Raw genomic sequence first — 19,498 nt, forward strand, 5'->3', positions numbered from 1 at the left:
CTACCCGGCACTATTCATCAGATCTTACAAGCGCCGCTTTCGCAGCCATCGTCCTGAATAGAAGGCGCCAAATCGTCCTGCGCATCTTCCGCGCCGTCGCGGGTATTTTGATAGTACAGAGTTTTCACGCCAAACTTATACGCGGTGAGCAAATCTTTCAGCAGTTGCTGCATCGGCACTTTTCCTGACGGGAAACGTGACGGATCGTAGTTGGTATTGGCGGAAATAGACTGATCGATAAACTTCTGCATGATACCCACCAGTTGCAGATAACCGTCGTTGTTCGGCATCTCCCACAACAGTTCGTAAGCGTCTTTCAGATGCTCATAATCCGGCACGACCTGACGCAAAATACCGTCTTTCGAGGCCTTGATGCTGACGTAGCCGCGCGGCGGCTCAATGCCGTTGGTGGCGTTGGAGATCTGGGACGACGTTTCCGACGGCATTAGCGCCGATAGCGTGGAGTTACGCAGACCGTGGGTTTTGATCGACTCACGCAGCTGTTCCCAGTCGTAGTGCAGCGGTTCGTTGACGATCGCATCCAGATCTTTTTTGTAGGTGTCGATCGGCAAAATGCCTTTTGCATAGGTGGTTTCGTTGAACCATGGGCAGGCGCCTTGCTCTTTCGCCAGTTCGTTGGACGCTTTAAGCAGATAGTATTGAATGGCTTCAAAGGTTTTATGCGTCAGATTATTGGCGCTGCCGTCGGAATAACGCTTACCGTTTTTCGCCAGCCAGTAGGCGAAGTTAATCACGCCAATGCCCAGCGTACGACGGCCCATTGCGCCGCGTTTGGCAGCCGGAATCGGGTAATCCTGATAATCGAGCAGAGCATCCAAAGCGCGTACTGCCAGAATAGCCAGTTCTTCCAGCTCGTCCAGAGTTTTAATGGCGCCCAGGTTGAATGCAGACAGCGTACACAACGCAATTTCGCCGTTTTCATCGTTGACATCGTGCAGCGGTTTGGTCGGCAGGGCAATCTCCAGACACAGGTTAGACTGGCGTACCGGGGCGACAACCGGATCGAACGGACTGTGAGTATTGCAGTGGTCAACGTTCTGGATATAGATACGACCGGTAGAGGCGCGTTCCTGCATCATCAGCGAGAACAGTTCGACCGCTTTCACACGCTGTTTGCGGATGCTGTCGTCGTTTTCATATTTCACGTACAGGCGTTCGAATTCGTCCTGGTCGGCGAAGAACGCATCGTATAGTCCGGGTACATCAGACGGACTGAACAGCGTAATGTCGCCGCCCTTCAGCAGGCGGGTGTACATCAGTTTGTTGATCTGTACGCCGTAATCCATGTGACGTACGCGGTTGCCTTCCACGCCACGGTTGTTTTTCAGCACCAGCAGGCTTTCCACTTCCAGGTGCCACATCGGATAGAACAGTGTCGCCGCGCCGCCGCGCACGCCGCCCTGCGAGCAGGATTTCACCGCCGTCTGGAAGTGCTTGTAGAACGGAATACAGCCGGTGTGGAAGGCTTCGCCGCCGCGAATCGGGCTGCCCAGCGCACGAATGCGTCCCGCGTTGATACCGATACCGGCGCGCTGAGAAACGTATTTCACGATAGCGCTGGAGGTGGCGTTGATGGAATCCAGACTGTCGCCACACTCGATCAGTACGCAGGAGCTGAACTGACGGGTTGGGGTACGCACGCCGGACATAATTGGCGTCGGCAGCGAGATTTTGAACGTAGAGACCGCATCGTAAAAACGTTTTACATAGTCAAGACGCGTTTCACGCGGATAGTTCGAGAACAGGCAGGCCGCTACCAGAATGTAGAGGAACTGCGCGCTTTCATAGATTTCGCCGGTCACGCGGTTTTGCACCAGATATTTCCCTTCCAGCTGCTTAACGGCAGCGTAGGAGAAGGTCATATCGCGATCGTGAACGATAAACGAATCCATCTGCTTGAACTCTTCTTCCGTGTAGTCTTCCAGCAGATGATTGTCGTATTTGCCAAGCTCAACCATTTTTACCACATGGTGGTAAAGTGCGGGCGGCTCAAACTGGCCGAAGGCTTTCTTACGCAGGTGGAAAATCGCCAGACGTGCAGCCAGGTATTGATAATCCGGCGCATCGCGAGAGATCAGGTCTGCGGCAGCCTTAATGATAGTTTCATGGATATCGGAGGTCTTAATCCCATCATAAAACTGAATATGCGAGCGTAGCTCGACCTGAGAAACCGATACGTTATTCAGTCCTTCTGCCGCCCAATCAAGCACGCGATGAATTTTGTCGAGATTGATGCGCTCAGTACGGCCGTCACGCTTTGTCACCAGCAGACTCTGATTCATGTGGTTTTCTACCTGTTTACCTGTCCGTGAAAGAAAAAATATCCCCCCGCTTATCCACAACGCCACGTTGTGACTAACTCTGTGGATAAATACTATATATAGGGGGTAATCGATAAGTGAAACGCTATATGGTGAGTATTCTAGTAGGGATTCTTTTGAGTACAAGAGTTGATTTTGGCGTTAAATTGCGGTTGTAAAAGAGTAAGAATCGCTAAATGCGCGTCTGATAAGGCCTGGAGAGGATGTCAACAATTCATAAAAAAAAATCAAAATTTGATCGAATGCTGATTTCTTCATCGAAGAGAAAGGTTGCGCCCGATGATCTAACGCAACCCTTATAGGAAAATTCTTTGATGTCAGGCTTTTTTAGCGCGGGTATGCAACATGTAGTTAACGTCTACTCCGGGACCGAGTTTGAAAGTATTGGTTATCGGGTTGTAGTGCAGCCCGGTGATATGTTGCTCTTTCAGGACGGTTTCATCTACCCAGCTTAACAGTTCAGCAGGCTTAATGAATTTCTTCACGTCGTGCGTGCCTTTTGGCACCATGCGCAGAATATACTCAGCGCCGACGACCGCCATCAGCCAGGATTTCCCATTGCGGTTCAACGTTGAGAAGAACACCTCACCGCCGGGTTTAACCAGTTGGGCGCAGGCGTGGACGACCGATTGCGGATCGGGAACGTGCTCCAGCATTTCCATACAGGTGACGACGTCGTATTGCTGGGCGTGTTTTGCCGCATGTTCCTCAACCGTCTCCTGCACGTACTCTACCTCGATGCCGCTTTCCAGCGCATGCAGTTTGGCGACCTGCAAAGGCTCAAAGCCCATATCCAGCCCGGTGACGGTTGCGCCTTCGCGTGCCATACTTTCCGCCAGAATGCCGCCGCCACAGCCGACGTCGAGTACCTTTTTGCCAAACAGGCCGCCTGAGCGCTCAGTAATGTAGCCAAGGCGTAGGGGGTTGATGCGATGCAATGGCTTGAATTCGCCCTCCAGATCCCACCAGCGCGACGCGACGGCTTCGAATTTGGCGATTTCATTATGGTCAACGTTGTGAGCTACCGACGGTTTTTCAGTGTTCATGAGTACATGAGATTCCGCTATTGATCTATCGGGGCAGTATAGCAGGTGCAAAGTCGCTGCGTTATATCTACTGCCGTCTTTATTACGCTTTCAGCGCAAGAAGTTTTCTTGCACGTTCTGTAAAACCGCTACCGATGTGGTGCGTGATAAAATTACAGACGCCCTCGACGTTGTTGTTTTTTAACATATCCAAAATAGTGGCATGTCCCCGGTTAGAGCTGGTGATATATTCAGCGGTAAAATCCAGTCTGTAGCGAATTGCCAATAAACGTGCTGAGATCAACAGGTGTGCTTGCGAAATGTATTTATTATCGGCATATTTCACAAAAACATAATGAAAATCATGATCCAGTTTGAGGTAAGCTTGCGTATCTCGCTCTGCATTAATTTTTGCTGACTTCGATAAAATATTGCTTAATTCGACTATGACATTGTTAGCATTTTTCTCCATCGCTTCACGAATTGCGCCCTGTTCAAGGATAACTCTCATTTTGATGAGATCATTGATATCCTCGTCGGTGACAGAAAAAACAAATGTCCCACTGCGGGGAATGATGTTGACCAGGTTTTCATTATAGCTCAGCCAAATAAAAGCTTCACGAATTGGTGTTTTACTTACCATCAGAATATTTGATAGTTCATTTTCACTGATCGCTTGCCCAAGATCGAAATCGCCATGGATAATCATCTCCCTTATTTTCTCTTTAATCACCTGGGTGATGGATTTGGGTATTTCAATTGATATGTGACTAAAGTCACGCTTTAATCTATTTTTCATTTTCTTCTCCTCCATGGTTAAACCCGGCTCCATTGTAATTAATTTATTCAAAATTAACGGATCTAATATATCAGATATAAGAAAATTTACATACTTTATTGTTGTTATTGTATATTTCATTAAGTTTGCTTGCTGATATATCAGATATGACACATTAGCTTTTGAATTGTATTGTTTTTTACGTAACATCGATTCCGGTCAATACCCTTATTCATTGAATCATAAAAGGTGATGCAAAATGAGTAGTCCACAAGAAAATTTATACGATGCAATTCGTATTGTAAAAAGGAAAATCATTCCTTTGGCCTTTATTCTTTACTTTTTTAACTATATGGATCGTGTCAATATTGGGTTTGCTGCATTACGTATGAATGAATCTCTCGGTATTACGCCTGAGGATTTCGCTAATATTTCTTCTATATTCTTCATATCATATTTAATCTTTCAAATTCCGAGTAGCATTGGCTTGCAAAAGCTTGGCGCAAGAAAATGGATTAGTTCCATTATTATCGGCTGGGGAGCGGTAACTGGGCTGATTTTTTTTGCTAAAGATACTCAACATATTTTGCTGGCTCGCATTTTTTTGGGGGTATTTGAAGCTGGCTTTTTTCCGGGCATGGTTTATTATCTTGCATGCTGGTTCCCGGCTCGTGAACGCGGAAAAGTCAATAGTTTCTTCATGTTATCTATTGCTGTAGCATCGGTATTGGCTGCACCGATGTCTGGTTGGATCATCGAGCATTTGAATACCCCGGATTATGAAGGCTGGCGCTGGCTTTTTGCTATTGAAGGTATCCCTACCGTATTCCTTGGCATCCTGACATTTTATTTACTGCCTGACAGTCCAGAAAAGGCTAAATGGCTTACGCCACAGCAGATATCGGCCTTAGTTAATAAATTACGCACTGACAATGAAACCGCAGCTGCATTAAATAAAAATACCAACTCATCCTTTCTTTCAGTAATCAAAAATCCAGTTTTGCTTCAGCTTTCTTTCGCCTACATGTTGATTCAGGCGGCTGCTCTGGCGGCAAACTACTGGTTGCCGGGGTTGGTGAAGGGATTTTCAGCTGATTTTACGGATACTGACGTTGGTTTAATCATGAGTATTCCGTTTATTTTCGCTATGTTCAGCATGCCCTGGTGGGGCTGGCATTCCGATAAAAAGAATGAACGAAAATGGCATGCTGCATTACCCATGTTTCTGGCGGGCTGTGGTTTTCTGATGATTGCTCTTGTCCCCTCAATGTCGTTGAGAATGCTGGGGCTAACGTTTTATGGTGTTGGGATCCTCAGCTATTACGGACCTTACTGGGCGCTGCCTTCTGCATTATTGTCGCCGTCAGGGTTGGCTATCAGCATTGCGTTTATTAACTCATGTTCAAGTCTTGGCGGATTCCTGATTAATAAATCACTGGGATTCGTTTCTACTCATTATGGTGCGACAGGAATATTTATTGTAGAGGCAATACTTTGCTTCGCTGCGGTAGCCGTTCTGGCGTTAATGAAAATTGATGTGAAAAAAGAAAAAAACCAACAAATAAATGTTGTATTACGAACCTGATAAATGGAGAAATTATGAAAATTACGTCTATTGAAGTTTTTGACTGTGAATTAAAAAAAAGAGATCAAACGATGTCCTCCTATAATCCAGTACTTATTCGGGTGAATACCGACTCAGGATTAAGTGGTATTGGCGAAGTAGGACTGGCCTATGGCGCAGGCGCTAAAGCTGGCGTAGGGATCATCAGAGATCTGGCGCCATTGATTGTGGGTGAAGATCCATTAAATATCGAAAAAATTTGGGAGTTCTTTTTCAGAAAGACTTTTTGGGGGATGGGGGGCGGGAACGTTTTTTATGCCGGAATGAGCGCTATTGATATTGCTCTTTGGGATATCAAAGGTAAATATTTAGGTGTACCTGTTTATCAGCTCCTTGGTGGGAAAACCAATGAAAAATTAAGAACCTATGCTAGTCAGTTACAATTTGGTTGGGGGGATAAACGCCAGATATTAGTGACACCTGATGAATATGCTGAGGCGGCGCGTGCGGCTCTTGACGATGGATATGATGCGATTAAAGTGGATCCACTCGAAATCGATCGTAATGGCGATGACTGTGTTTTTCAGAATAAAAATCGTAACTATTCAGGATTGTTACTGGCCGATCAATTAAAAATGGGGGAAGCGCGAATTGCCGCTATGCGTGAAGCAATGGGGGATGATGCTGATATTATCGTGGAAATCCATTCTCTTCTCGGTACCAACTCAGCTATTCAATTTGCGAAGGCGATAGAAAAGTATCGTATCTTTCTTTATGAAGAACCGATTCATCCATTAAATTCTGATAATATGCAGAAAGTTTCCCGTTCAACAACGATTCCAATCGCCACTGGCGAGCGTTCCTACACAAGATGGGGATACAGGGAATTACTGGAGAAGCAGTCTATTGCCGTAGCTCAACCTGATTTGTGTCTCTGCGGCGGAATTACCGAAGGAAAGAAAATCTGTGACTATGCTAATATTTATGACACCACTGTACAGGTGCATGTTTGCGGCGGTCCTGTTTCCACGGTAGCCGCGCTGCATATGGAAACAGCAATTCCCAACTTTATTATTCATGAGCATCATACTAATGCGATGAAAGCATCTATTCGGGAACTTTGTACCCACGATTATCAGCCGGAAAATGGCTATTATGTCGCGCCGGAACAGCCCGGATTGGGTCAGGAATTAAACGATGAGGTAGTGAAAGAATATCTGGCCTATGTGATTAAATAGCATCTGGTGATACTGATTATTGTTTATGCCTCCCGGCATATTCCCTAAATAATTCGAGTTGCAGGATAAAATGGTTAACCGTCTTGAACAGCGCTTGCGCTAACCCCGACGGGGCGAGGCCCAGGGATGGGCCGAGTAACTCGCTGCCAACGCACATGAAACTTGAAGTATGACGGGTATACACGGGAGGTATTGATTTTCTAACCTCTTCCTGGCCAGGCCCCGATCTCCCCTGTGTCGCCTCTGAAGCCGATCGCCAATAAACGCCGAGACCACGCTTATAAATGAAGAGAGCATGCGGCACCCGAATAAAGCATTGTCTGGCTGCATTCCGTTTACCAGTACGTGGGCGAATGTGTTATAATTTGCGACCTTTGAATCCGGGATACAGTAGAGGGATAGCGGTTAGATGAGCGACCTTGCGAGAGAAATTACACCGGTCAACATTGAGGAAGAGCTGAAGAGCTCCTATCTGGATTATGCGATGTCGGTCATTGTTGGCCGTGCGCTGCCGGATGTCCGAGATGGCCTGAAGCCGGTACACCGTCGCGTACTTTACGCCATGAACGTATTGGGCAATGACTGGAACAAAGCCTATAAAAAATCTGCCCGTGTCGTTGGTGACGTAATCGGTAAATACCATCCCCACGGCGATTCCGCAGTGTATGACACCATCGTTCGTATGGCGCAGCCATTCTCGCTGCGTTACATGCTGGTGGATGGTCAGGGTAACTTCGGTTCTATTGACGGCGACTCCGCGGCGGCAATGCGTTATACGGAGATCCGTCTGGCGAAAATCGCCCACGAACTGATGGCCGATCTCGAAAAAGAGACGGTGGATTTCGTGGATAACTATGACGGTACGGAAAAAATTCCGGACGTCATGCCGACCAAAATTCCGAATCTGCTGGTGAACGGTTCTTCCGGTATCGCAGTAGGTATGGCGACGAATATCCCGCCGCACAACCTGACGGAAGTGATTAATGGCTGCCTGGCGTATATCGACAACGAAGACATCAGCATTGAAGGGCTGATGGAACATATTCCGGGTCCGGACTTCCCGACCGCCGCGATCATCAACGGTCGTCGTGGTATCGAAGAAGCCTACCGTACCGGTCGTGGCAAAGTGTACATCCGCGCCCGCGCGGAAGTTGAAGCTGACGCCAAAACGGGCCGTGAAACCATCATCGTCCATGAAATTCCCTATCAGGTGAACAAAGCGCGCCTGATCGAGAAAATCGCCGAGCTGGTGAAAGATAAACGCGTGGAAGGCATCAGCGCGCTGCGTGACGAATCCGACAAAGACGGTATGCGCATCGTGATTGAAGTAAAACGCGATGCGGTGGGCGAGGTGGTGCTTAATAATCTCTACTCCCAGACCCAGCTACAGGTTTCCTTCGGTATTAACATGGTGGCGCTGCATCACGGCCAGCCGAAGATCATGAACCTGAAAGACATCATTTCAGCGTTCGTGCGCCACCGCCGTGAAGTGGTGACGCGTCGGACTATTTTTGAACTGCGTAAAGCCCGTGACCGCGCGCATATCCTTGAAGCTCTGGCGATTGCGCTAGCTAACATCGACCCGATTATCGAACTGATTCGCCGCGCGCCAACGCCGGCAGAAGCGAAAGCGGCGCTGATTTCGCGTCCGTGGGATCTGGGTAACGTTGCTGCGATGCTGGAGCGCGCCGGTGATGACGCCGCGCGTCCGGAATGGCTGGAGCCAGAATTTGGCGTGCGTGACGGTCAGTACTACCTGACTGAACAGCAGGCGCAGGCGATTCTGGATCTGCGTTTGCAGAAACTGACCGGCCTGGAGCATGAAAAACTGCTCGACGAATACAAAGAGTTGCTGGAGCAGATTGCTGAACTGCTGCACATTCTGGGCAGCGCCGATCGCCTGATGGAAGTGATCCGCGAAGAGATGGAGTTAATTCGCGATCAGTTCGGCGATGAGCGTCGTACCGAAATCACCGCCAACAGCGCCGATATTAATATCGAAGATCTGATTAGCCAGGAAGATGTTGTCGTGACGCTGTCTCACCAGGGTTACGTCAAATATCAACCGCTGACGGATTACGAAGCGCAACGTCGTGGTGGGAAAGGTAAATCTGCCGCGCGTATTAAAGAAGAAGACTTTATCGACCGCCTGCTGGTGGCCAACACCCATGACACCATCCTCTGCTTCTCCAGCCGGGGCCGTCTGTACTGGATGAAGGTCTATCAGTTGCCGGAAGCCAGTCGTGGCGCGCGCGGTCGTCCGATCGTCAACCTGCTGCCGCTGGAAGCCAACGAACGTATCACCGCGATTCTGCCGGTTCGTGAGTACGAAGAAGGCGTCAACGTCTTTATGGCGACCGCCAGCGGTACCGTGAAGAAAACGGCGTTGACCGAATTCAGCCGTCCGCGTTCCGCCGGTATTATCGCGGTGAACCTCAACGACGGCGACGAGCTGATTGGCGTTGACCTGACTTCTGGTTCTGACGAAGTCATGCTGTTCTCGGCTGCGGGTAAAGTGGTGCGCTTCAAAGAAGACGCCGTCCGTGCGATGGGGCGTACCGCGACCGGTGTGCGCGGTATTAAGCTGGCGGGAGACGATAAAGTCGTCTCTCTGATCATCCCACACGGCGAAGGCGCTATTCTGACCGTAACGCAAAACGGCTACGGGAAGCGTACCGCAGCGGACGAGTACCCGACCAAGTCTCGTGCGACGCAGGGCGTTATCTCTATCAAAGTGACCGAGCGCAACGGTTCCGTTGTCGGTGCGGTACAGGTAGACGATTGCGACCAGATCATGATGATCACGGATGCCGGTACTCTGGTGCGTACCCGAGTGTCCGAGATCAGCGTAGTGGGACGTAATACCCAGGGCGTTATCCTTATCCGCACGGCGGAAGATGAAAACGTGGTGGGTCTGCAACGCGTTGCTGAACCGGTAGATGACGAAGAACTCGACGCTATCGACGGCAGCGTGGCGGAAGGGGATGAGGATATCGCCCCGGAAGCGGAAAGCGATGACGACGTTGCGGATGACGCTGACGAGTAATGTTATTACTGTGCGAGGGCCGGATATCCGGCCCTTTTTCTTTGCCGTTGCGGGCTACGTCATTTACCGCTACCTTAGTCACACTCTATTTACATCCTGAGGCGGAGCTTCGCCCCTTTGAAATACCTTGCTTCCTTTCGAACTACGCTGAAAGTCTCGCGCTACTTATTCAGAGCGTTAGCGTTACTCATTTGGCTCTTAATCGCCTTTGTTTCGGTGTTTTACATCGTCAATGCCCTGCACCAGCGGGAATCTGAAATTCGTCAGGAGTTCAACCTTAGCTCCGATCAGGCGCAGCGTTTTATCCAGCGCACATCGGATGTGATGAAAGAGCTCAAATATATTGCCGAGAACCGTTTAACGGCGGAAAACGGCGTTATGTCGTCGCGTGCGCGTGATGACAAAATGGTGGTGCCGGACTTTGAACCGCTATTCGCCGACTCAGACTGTGCGGCGATGGGCTCCGCATGGCGCGGATCGCTGGAGTCGCTGGCCTGGTTTATGCGTTACTGGCGCGACAACTTTTCAGCGGCGTATGATCTTAACCGCGTTTTCCTGATTGGCAGCGATAACCTCTGTATGGCGAATTTCGGCCTGCGTGAAATGCCCGTGGAGCGCGATGATGCGTTAAAAGCGTTACATGAGCGGATTATGAAATACCGCAACGCGCCGCAAGAAGAAAGTGGGAATAACCTTTTCTGGATAAGCCAGGGCGCGCGTCAGGGCGTGGGCTACTTTTATGCGCTGACGCCGGTGTATCTGGCCAACCGTCTGCAGGCGCTGCTGGGCGTCGAGCAGTCCATCCGCATGGAAAATTTTTTCACGCCGGGCAGTTTGCCGATGGGCGTCACCATTATTGATGAGAACGGCCATTCGCTGATTTCGTTGGCCGGTCCTGACGGCATTATTAAAGCGGAGCCGCGCTGGATGCAGGAGCGCTCCTGGTTTGGTTATACGCCAGGTTTTCGCGAACTGGTACTCAAAAAAAGCCTGCCGCCTTCCTCGCTCAGTATTGTCTATTCTGTGCCTGTAGATTTAGTCCTGGAGCGTATTCGTATTCTTATCCTGAACGCTATCCTGCTGAACGTGCTGGTGGGCGCAGGGCTGTTTACGCTTGCGCGGATGTATGAGCGGCGAATTTTTATTCCGGCGGAGAGCGATGCCCAGCGTCTGGAAGAACATGAACAGTTCAACCGTAAAATCGTCGCCTCCGCGCCGGTGGGGATCTGTATTCTGCGCACTATTGATGGCGTCAATATTCTGAGTAACGAACTGGCGCACACCTACCTGAACATGCTCACGCATGAAGACAGACAGCGCCTGACGCAAATCATTTGCGGCCAGCAGGTCAACTTTGTTGATGTATTGACCAGCAATAATACCAATTTGCAAATTAGCTTCGTCCATTCCCGCTATCGTAATGAAAACGTCGCGATTTGCGTGTTGGTAGATGTGAGTACGCGCGTCAAAATGGAAGAGTCGCTGCAGGAGATGGCGCAGGCGGCGGAACAGGCAAGCCAGTCTAAATCCATGTTCCTTGCAACGGTCAGCCATGAATTGCGCACACCGCTGTACGGTATCATCGGCAATCTCGATCTGCTGCAAACCAAAGAGTTGCCAAAAGGCGTGGATCGTCTGGTCACGGCGATGAATAACTCCTCCAGTCTGTTGCTGAAAATTATCAGCGACATTCTCGACTTCTCGAAAATTGAGTCGGAACAGCTAAAGATTGAGCCGCGCGAATTTTCACCGCGAGAGGTGATGAACCATATCACCGCCAATTATCTGCCGCTGGTGGTGCGTAAGCAGCTCGGCCTGTATTGTTTTATTGAGCCTGACGTGCCGGTATCGCTGAACGGCGACCCGATGCGTTTACAGCAGGTCATTTCAAACCTGTTGAGCAACGCCATTAAGTTTACCGATATTGGCTGCATCGTGCTGCATGTGCGCTGTGATGGGGATTATCTCAGCATTCGCGTGCGGGATACCGGGGTTGGTATTCCGGCAAAAGAGGTGGTTCGCCTGTTCGATCCCTTCTTCCAGGTGGGAACCGGCGTACAGCGTAACTTTCAGGGGACCGGTCTGGGGCTGGCGATTTGCGAAAAATTGATCAGCATGATGGACGGCGATATTTCCGTCGATTCGGAGCCGGGCATGGGAAGCCAGTTTACGCTGCGCATCCCGCTTTATGGCGCGCAATACCCTGTGAAAAAGAGCGTGGAAGGACTCGCCGGAACCTGCTGTTGGCTGGCGGTGCGCAATACTTCTTTGTGCCAGTTTATTGAGACCAGTCTGGCGCGTAGCGGCGTTCATACGCAGCGTTATGAAGGGCAAGAACCCGCTGCTGACGATATTTTGATTGTCGATGACGCGCTGGAGCATACCTGGCAGGGGAGGGCGGCGGTCGTCTTTTGCCGCCGTCATATCGGGATTCCGTTGGAAAGAGCGCCGGGCGAGTGGGTGCATAGTGTGGCGTCGGTGCATGAGTTGCCCGCGCTGTTGGCGCGTATCTATAGTATTGAGCTGGATAGTGAAGCGCTTTCCAGCGCATTGCCGACGACGGATAAAACCGCAGATTCAAATGACGATATGATGATTCTGGTCGTTGACGATCATCCTATCAATCGCCGCTTGCTGGCCGATCAATTGGGATCGCTGGGGTATCAGTGTAAGACAGCCAATGATGGCGTGGACGCTCTGAATGTGCTGAGTAAAAATGCTATCGATATTGTTCTGAGCGATGTGAACATGCCGAACATGGACGGCTACCGCCTGACGCAGCGTATCCGTCAGCTTGGGCTGACGCTGCCGGTCGTCGGCGTGACGGCGAACGCGCTGGCGGAAGAGAAACAACGTTGCCTGGAGTCCGGTATGGACAGCTGTTTGTCAAAGCCTGTGACGCTGGACGTGTTGAAACAGACGCTGGCGGTGTATGCCGAGCGGGTACGTAAAACGCGGGCATAAAAAATGCCGGATGGCGGCGTCGCCTGTCCGGCCTGCAAAAGATGAGTCGACTGGTAGGCCTGATAAGCGTAGCGCCATCAGGCTGGGTAACATAAAAGCGATTTATTCTTTGTCTGTCGGACTCAGGGTGACGGAAGAGAGATAGTTGAGCAGCGCGATATCATTCTCTACGCCCAGTTTCATCATCGCCGATTTCTTCTGGCTGCTGATGGTCTTAATGCTGCGGTTGAGCTTCTTGGCGATTTCGGTGACCAGGAAACCCTCGGCGAACAGGCGTAATACTTCGCTCTCTTTTGGCGACAGGCGCTTGTCGCCGTAACCGCCTGCGCTGATTTTCTCCAGCAGACGAGAAACACTTTCTGGGGTGAATTTTTTGCCTTTTTGCAGCGCGGCCAGCGCCTTAGGCAGATCGGTTGGCGCACCCTGCTTGAGTACGATCCCTTCAATATCAAGATCCAACACGGCGCTCAGGATCGCCGGATTGTTGTTCATGGTCAGAACGATAATAGACAGGCTCGGAAAATGACGCTTGATGTACTTGATCAAGGTGATCCCATCGCCGTATTTATCTCCCGGCATGGAGAGGTCAGTGATCAACACATGCGCATCTAATTTCGGCAGGTTGTTGATCAATGCTGTGGAATCTTCAAATTCGCCGACAACATTCACCCACTCGATTTGTTCAAGTGATTTGCGAATACCGAACAGTACAATCGGGTGGTCATCGGCAATAATTACGTTCATATTGTTCATGTATTGGGCTACCTTGCTACAGCAAGCTTTTGACGTAGGCGTCAATGTCGCTGATATATTTTTCTATACCTGGAGCATCTTTCTCACGAATCAGATGTTCCAGCGTTTCACATAACTGCTTGCCGGGTACCAGATTAAGCATGGCAAACACCCCTTTCAGGCGGTGGGCCGTTTGGGCCAGCGCAGCGAAATCGCTGGTTGCCGCCTCAGTATACAACCTCTTAACATCATCCGGTACTGTGTCTACAAATAGCGCATAATAGCCGCTGGCATGAAGCTCGGCATTTTCATCTCCGCCGAGCGGGGAGGCGGGAATCTCTTCCTGCGCCAGCTGCTCTTCGATAAGTTGTAGTACAGCTTCCTGCATAGCATTGCTCATATTAAAGTTGACGCGCAACTGACCCGGGCCAATTTTCCGCACGCCTGACTCATCATCGCTTAAAAGCAAGCCCGAGGCAGTAAGATTAGACGGATTATCCGTTAAAAAGAGATCATATTCTTGACTTATCTGCCTTTCATCCGGCGTGATGCAGGTGGCGCCCCAGTTTTCTAACTGACGCAGCACAATCGCGCGAACCTCGTTGGACGTCACATCGACCATCACGCTCACGTCGTCCAGCAGGCGCTCTTCGACCTGGGTATGCTGATCGTGAGGAAGCATTTTGACATGAACGGTATAGCGCGTGCCCAGCGTTTCCCGCGCTTTAATGTTGAGATGACCGCCCAGTTTGCGCGCCAGTTGATTGCACAGCCAGAAGGTGAGCGGATTTGCTTTGCCGTAACGGTCGCCCTGCGTTTCATTCATATACGGGAAATGCAGATTATCAATCTCGTTTAACGTTACGCCTTCGCCCGTATCCAGAATACGGAAAGTCAGACGCTCCGCGATAGATTCATCCTGCTCGACTTCAAGCGTAATTTTACCCATAGCGGTCGTCGTGACGGCATACTGAATCAACAGCAGCAAAATCCGGCGCAGGGCGTCGCGATCGCCCCAGCGTTCATCGTTGCCGCTAAGATGGTTATTAATCAGCAGTTGCAGCCCTTTACGCTTAATGGCGGGCAGCACTTCCGGCACGACTTCGTCAATAAGATCCTGCAGGGAGAACAGCGTTGCTTCGCTCTTCCATGCGTCATTTTCCAGCATATTCGCCAGTTGGATTTCATCGATCATACGTACCAATACATCCGCCTGATCCGCCAGTTTCAGGCTTTCCGGCGTGGTGACTGCCGCGGCGTTAACCGCCAGTTGGCGTACGGGCTCTTTAAGCGTGTTGCTGATATTTTGCATAAAGGCGGCACGGCCCTGCTGATTCTTCTCATACAAACGCTGCGCCTGTTTAAGCTTCTTATTCACCAGCACTTCCCGGTCCTGATCGCGGATAATAAAGATCTGCGTGCGGGGGGCGATCTGGCTGCGAAACAGACGGATCTCATACAGTTCGTTATTAATTGTCGCCTGAATCACGCCCTGATGCTGTTCCGCCATGCTGGTAATATTTTGCAGGTTAAGATGCGGCAACAGATGATCGGCGATTTTATTGCTGATCACGGTGCGGTTTCCTTCCTGATCGTAGACCAGCAGACCCAGCGGCAGCAGAGAAACGATCTCTTCATTAATGGCGCGTAAGACGCGAAGCTCGTTATTCGCCGCGTTGCCAGATGTCGATTCCGTCGTCCGTCCCGGCTGATGACGGAACGTAGCGTAGCCAAATAACGCCAACGCCAGCAGCCCGATGTTCAGCAGTAAAGGCAGCAGAATATTTTGCAACGTATCAAGCAAAAGCGTACCGAACGGTACCTGCCAGATCAGGCGCATTCCGGTAGAGTTAAGCGCTGAGGAGATCTCAATTTTTGAACCGTTAAAGCTAATCGTGACGCTATCAGGCGCTTCCTTTTCACTGCTTCGCCCCGTCGCCTGGGTTGCGTCAGGCTCTATCCGAAAACTGTCCAGCGGCATTCCTGGCGGGATTAAATCATTAATGGGCAGATCAAACGCCACCACGGTCGCCAGATGTCCTGGCTGATTGAAGGTCGTGCGCAGCGTAAAATAGTGACCGTTTTGCCAGGCCAGTTTTCGCAATGAGGAGAAACTTTCGCGCTCATCCAGCGCATTTGCCTGTTGCAACATCTCTGCCCGGCGGGAATCGACGATATTGCCAATAGTGGACTCTTTAAAGCCGGAAGAGAGATCTTTCAACGGTAGGGTAGAGATAAGAATCAGGCTGTTATCCTGTCCGTTGAGGTAATACATTGACCACGGCACGTTTTCCGCGCCCCACAGCGTATCCAGATAGGTTGACATACGCTGCGTCATTTCCAGCGTGGCGCTGTCATGGGAACCGAAAATCAGCGCTTCAGTTTTACGTCGCGGCTTTTCAAGATAATACACATCCTGCTTCAGACGCGTTTCCTGAAGTCCTTCACCTGTCGATGGCGTAGTGGTCGCGGCGATGTTGTCATAAATTTGCCAGGTAACATACCGCCAGGTATCCACGCGTTTATGAATAGCGTGGGTGATATCGACAATTTGATAGCTTTTGTCTTTCAACCAGGCGTTGACGGCGCTCTGTACCATAACGCCCATCGTTACCAGCAGCACAATGATCAGCAATAAGAAGAAACGGGTAATGCTTCCCGGTAGAAGGGAGAATCGGGTAGAGACCGTTGTGTCAGACTGACTCATTTATGTTTACGACCTGTAAAAGCAACGCTGAAGGTGAAGGGCAGTATAAAGGGTAATGAATGAATTTCCAGACTCTTACGTCATGCCGGGCAACTTAACACGCGCTCCGTCGGCGGGACGGAAAAAGCGTACAACCTTCGCAGAACGGCACAAATATAAAGACTACTTATAAATGTTTAGCACTAAATATCAAGAAATTATTTGCTAATGTCTTACGAACGGTAGAGCTGCGAGAGTAGTGAATAACCGTGATAGTTTTAGGCAGGTAGCATAAATCTGCCGGGTGTGTCTGAAAAAGGGTAAAAAAAACCGAATGCGAAGCATCCGGTTGAAATAGGGGTAAACAGACATTCAGAAGTGAATGACGGTAATAAATAAAGTTAATGATGATAGCGGTCACTATTTTAGTTGCGAATGAAGATTCTGTTTTATCATTCAGTGCTATGAATTTCATCAATTTAACCCATTGATTTTAAAAGTCTCGTGAATATATTTTGTCTATTTGTGCTTATTTTTACTTGATTTTTGCTTTAAAAAAGTTCCGTAAAATTCATATTTTGAAACATCTATGTAGATAACTGTAACATCTTAAAAGTTTTAGTATCATATTCGTGTTGGATTATTCTGTATTTTTGCGGAGAATGGACTTGCCGACTGGTTAATGAGGGTTAACCAGTAAGCAGTGGCATAAAAAAGCAATAAAGGCATATAACAGAGGGTTAATAACATGAAAGTTAAAGTACTGTCCCTCCTGGTACCAGCTCTGCTGGTGGCAGGCGCAGCGAATGCGGCTGAAATTTATAATAAAGACGGCAACAAATTAGACCTGTTTGGTAAAGTTGATGGCCTGCACTACTTCTCTGACGACAAAGGCAGCGACGGCGACCAGACCTACATGCGTATCGGCTTCAAAGGCGAAACGCAGGTTAACGATCAGCTGACCGGTTATGGCCAGTGGGAATATCAGATTCAGGGCAACCAGACTGAAGGCAGCAACGACTCCTGGACGCGTGTGGCGTTTGCGGGTCTGAAATTCGCTGACGCAGGTTCCTTCGATTATGGTCGTAACTACGGCGTAACCTATGACGTGACCTCCTGGACCGACGTTCTGCCGGAGTTCGGCGGCGACACCTACGGCGCTGACAACTTTATGCAGCAACGTGGTAACGGCTATGCCACTTACCGTAACACCGACTTCTTCGGCCTGGTGGATGGTCTGGACTTCGCGTTACAGTATCAGGGCAAAAACGGCAGCGTGAGCGGTGAAAACACCAACGGTCGCAGCCTGCTGAACCAGAACGGCGACGGTTACGGCGGATCGCTGACTTATGCAATCGGCGAAGGCTTCTCTGTCGGTGGCGCTATCACCACGTCTAAACGTACTGCCGATCAGAACAACACCGCTGACGCTCGCCTGTATGGTAACGGCGATCGCGCTACGGTCTACACCGGCGGCCTGAAATACGATGCGAACAACATCTATCTGGCAGCGCAGTATTCTCAGACCTATAACGCAACCCGTTTTGGTACCTCTAACGGCAACAATAAGTCCGACTCTTACGGTTTTGCCAACAAAGCGCAGAACTTTGAAGTGGTTGCTCAGTACCAGTTCGACTTTGGTCTGCGTCCGTCTGTGGCTTACCTGCAGTCTAAAGGTAAGGACATCAGCAACGGCTACGGCGCCAGCTATGGCGACCAGGACATCGTAAAATACGTTGATGTCGGCGCGACTTACTACTTCAACAAAAACATGTCCACCTATGTTGATTACAAAATCAACCTGCTGGATAAAAACGACTTTACCCGCGATGCGGGCATCAACACCGACGACATCGTAGCGCTGGGTCTGGTTTACCAGTTCTAATCAGCAAAAGATGTTGCTAAAGGGCCTGCGGGCCCTTTTTTCATGCCTTATTCCGGCGTACAAATACGACGTTTTGATATACGCTTGCGTCCATTCGAATGAGGATAAACAGCGATGAAAATGACTTTTTGCCGGGCCGTGTGTCTGGCGGCGGCTTTTTTACTTATGGGCTGCGATGAGGCTCCCGAAACGACAACAGCGTCACCTGCCGCTCAGGTGCTGGAAGGTAAGACGATGGGGACTATCTGGCGGGTGAGCGTGGTTGGCATCGATGCGAAACGCGCCGCAGAGCTACAGACTAAAATCCAGACTCAGCTTGATGCTGATGATTGGTTGCTTTCTACCTATAAAAATGACTCCGCGCTGATGCGTTTTAACCATTCACGCAGTCTTGCGCCCTGGCCGGTCAGCGAAGCCATGGCGGATATCGTGACCTCGGCGCTGCGTATTGGCGCGAAGACGGATGGCGCGATGGATATCACCGTGGGCCCGCTGGTCAATCTGTGGGGGTTTGGACCGGATCGGCAGCCGCTGCATATCCCAACACCAGCACAAATCGATGCGGCAAAAGCGAAAACAGGCCTGCAACATTTGCAGGTTATCGACAGGGCTGGACATCAGTTTTTGCAAAAAGATCTTCCGGATCTTTATGTCGATCTCTCCACGGTCGGGGAGGGCTATGCGGCGGATCATCTGGCGCGTCTGATGGAGCAGGAGGGCATTGCGCGTTATCTGGTCTCGGTGGGCGGCGCATTAAGCAGTCGCGGGATGAATGCGCAGGGGCAGCCGTGGCGCGTCGCGATTCAGAAGCCGACCGACCGGGAAAACGCGGTGCAGGCGATTGTGGATATCAACGGGCATGGCATCAGCACCTCCGGCAGCTACCGTAACTATTATGAGCTGGATGGCAAGCGTGTCTCGCACGTTATCGATCCGCAAACGGGGCGCCCCATTGAACACAACCTGGTATCGGTTACGGTTATCGCGCCAACGGCGCTGGAAGCGGACGGCTGGGACACCGGCCTGATGGTGCTCGGTACACAAAAGGCGCAAGAGGTCGTGCGGCGGGAAGGGCTGGCGGTATTTATGATCATGAAAGAAGGTGAAGGCTTTAAAACCTGGATGTCGCCGCAGTTCAAAACGTTCCTGGTGAGCGATAAGAATTAAAACGCAAGATTACGGGTTTTTGTGGGCGGATTTACGGACACACTGCATGTAAGCAAGCACTATGCTTAATG

11 protein-coding genes are annotated in these 19,498 nt (G+C 50.2%); 6 read left to right on the top strand and 5 right to left on the bottom strand.

What is annotated here, in order from left to right:
• Nucleotides 1-17: 17 nt before the first annotated feature.
• The 3 genes from nrdA to NA624_RS18075 all read right to left on the bottom strand — a co-directional run bounded on the left by nrdA (nt 18) and on the right by NA624_RS18075 (nt 4,355).
• Nucleotides 18-2,303 carry a class 1a ribonucleoside-diphosphate reductase subunit alpha gene (nrdA, locus tag NA624_RS18065; protein ID WP_001076491.1) on the bottom strand — a complete coding sequence of 762 codons (2,286 nt, stop codon included), beginning with the start codon at nt 2,301-2,303 and terminating at the stop codon, nt 18-20.
• 356 nt (nt 2,304-2,659) lie between these two features.
• Nucleotides 2,660-3,388, bottom strand: coding sequence for a bifunctional 2-polyprenyl-6-hydroxyphenol methylase/3-demethylubiquinol 3-O-methyltransferase UbiG (gene ubiG / locus NA624_RS18070; protein WP_001091009.1), 729 nt, complete (start codon nt 3,386-3,388; stop codon nt 2,660-2,662).
• A gap of 82 nt (nt 3,389-3,470) precedes the next feature.
• The gene (locus NA624_RS18075; RefSeq protein WP_000944714.1) at nt 3,471-4,355 is read right to left on the bottom strand and encodes a GntR family transcriptional regulator; all 885 of its coding nucleotides are present in this window, start codon (nt 4,353-4,355) and stop codon (nt 3,471-3,473) included.
• A 49-nt stretch (nt 4,356-4,404) separates the two neighbouring features.
• Between NA624_RS18075 and NA624_RS18080 the strand changes: the two genes are divergently transcribed.
• From NA624_RS18080 to rcsC, 4 genes are all read left to right on the top strand, one after another.
• A complete protein-coding gene (locus NA624_RS18080) occupies nt 4,405-5,730 on the top strand; it encodes an MFS transporter (RefSeq protein WP_000098077.1) in 1,326 nt (441 codons plus the stop codon).
• Between the two features lie 14 nt (nt 5,731-5,744).
• Nucleotides 5,745-6,947, top strand: a complete 1,203-nt coding sequence (locus NA624_RS18085; RefSeq protein ID WP_000705581.1) for a mandelate racemase/muconate lactonizing enzyme family protein — start codon at nt 5,745-5,747, stop codon at nt 6,945-6,947.
• A 409-nt stretch (nt 6,948-7,356) separates the two neighbouring features.
• Nucleotides 7,357-9,993, top strand: coding sequence for a DNA topoisomerase (ATP-hydrolyzing) subunit A (gyrA, locus tag NA624_RS18090; RefSeq protein ID WP_001281269.1), 2,637 nt, complete (start codon nt 7,357-7,359; stop codon nt 9,991-9,993).
• A gap of 117 nt (nt 9,994-10,110) precedes the next feature.
• On the top strand, nt 10,111-12,957 hold the full coding sequence (gene rcsC, locus NA624_RS18095; RefSeq protein ID WP_000876070.1) for a two-component system sensor histidine kinase RcsC: 2,847 nt from the start codon (nt 10,111-10,113) through the stop codon (nt 12,955-12,957).
• A gap of 102 nt (nt 12,958-13,059) precedes the next feature.
• On the opposite strand, the gene rcsB is transcribed toward rcsC, so the two are convergent.
• Both rcsB and rcsD read right to left on the bottom strand, forming a co-directional pair.
• Nucleotides 13,060-13,710: a response regulator transcription factor RcsB gene (gene rcsB, locus NA624_RS18100; RefSeq protein ID WP_001061919.1), complete on the bottom strand. Its 651-nt coding sequence runs from the start codon at nt 13,708-13,710 to the stop codon at nt 13,060-13,062.
• A gap of 16 nt (nt 13,711-13,726) precedes the next feature.
• On the bottom strand, nt 13,727-16,396 hold the full coding sequence (gene rcsD, locus NA624_RS18105) for a phosphotransferase RcsD (protein ID WP_000083205.1): 2,670 nt from the start codon (nt 16,394-16,396) through the stop codon (nt 13,727-13,729).
• A 727-nt stretch (nt 16,397-17,123) separates the two neighbouring features.
• On the opposite strand from rcsD, the gene NA624_RS18110 reads away from it, so the two are divergent.
• Both NA624_RS18110 and apbE read left to right on the top strand, forming a co-directional pair.
• Nucleotides 17,124-18,260, top strand: coding sequence for a porin OmpC (locus tag NA624_RS18110; RefSeq protein WP_000865520.1), 1,137 nt, complete (start codon nt 17,124-17,126; stop codon nt 18,258-18,260).
• A 114-nt stretch (nt 18,261-18,374) separates the two neighbouring features.
• On the top strand, nt 18,375-19,427 hold the full coding sequence (apbE, locus tag NA624_RS18115) for an FAD:protein FMN transferase ApbE (protein ID WP_000784299.1): 1,053 nt from the start codon (nt 18,375-18,377) through the stop codon (nt 19,425-19,427).
• Nucleotides 19,428-19,498 lie beyond the last annotated feature (71 nt).

It is taken from the genome of Salmonella sp. NW38, assembly GCF_051807745.1.
GTDB lineage: Bacteria > Pseudomonadota > Gammaproteobacteria > Enterobacterales > Enterobacteriaceae > Salmonella > Salmonella enterica.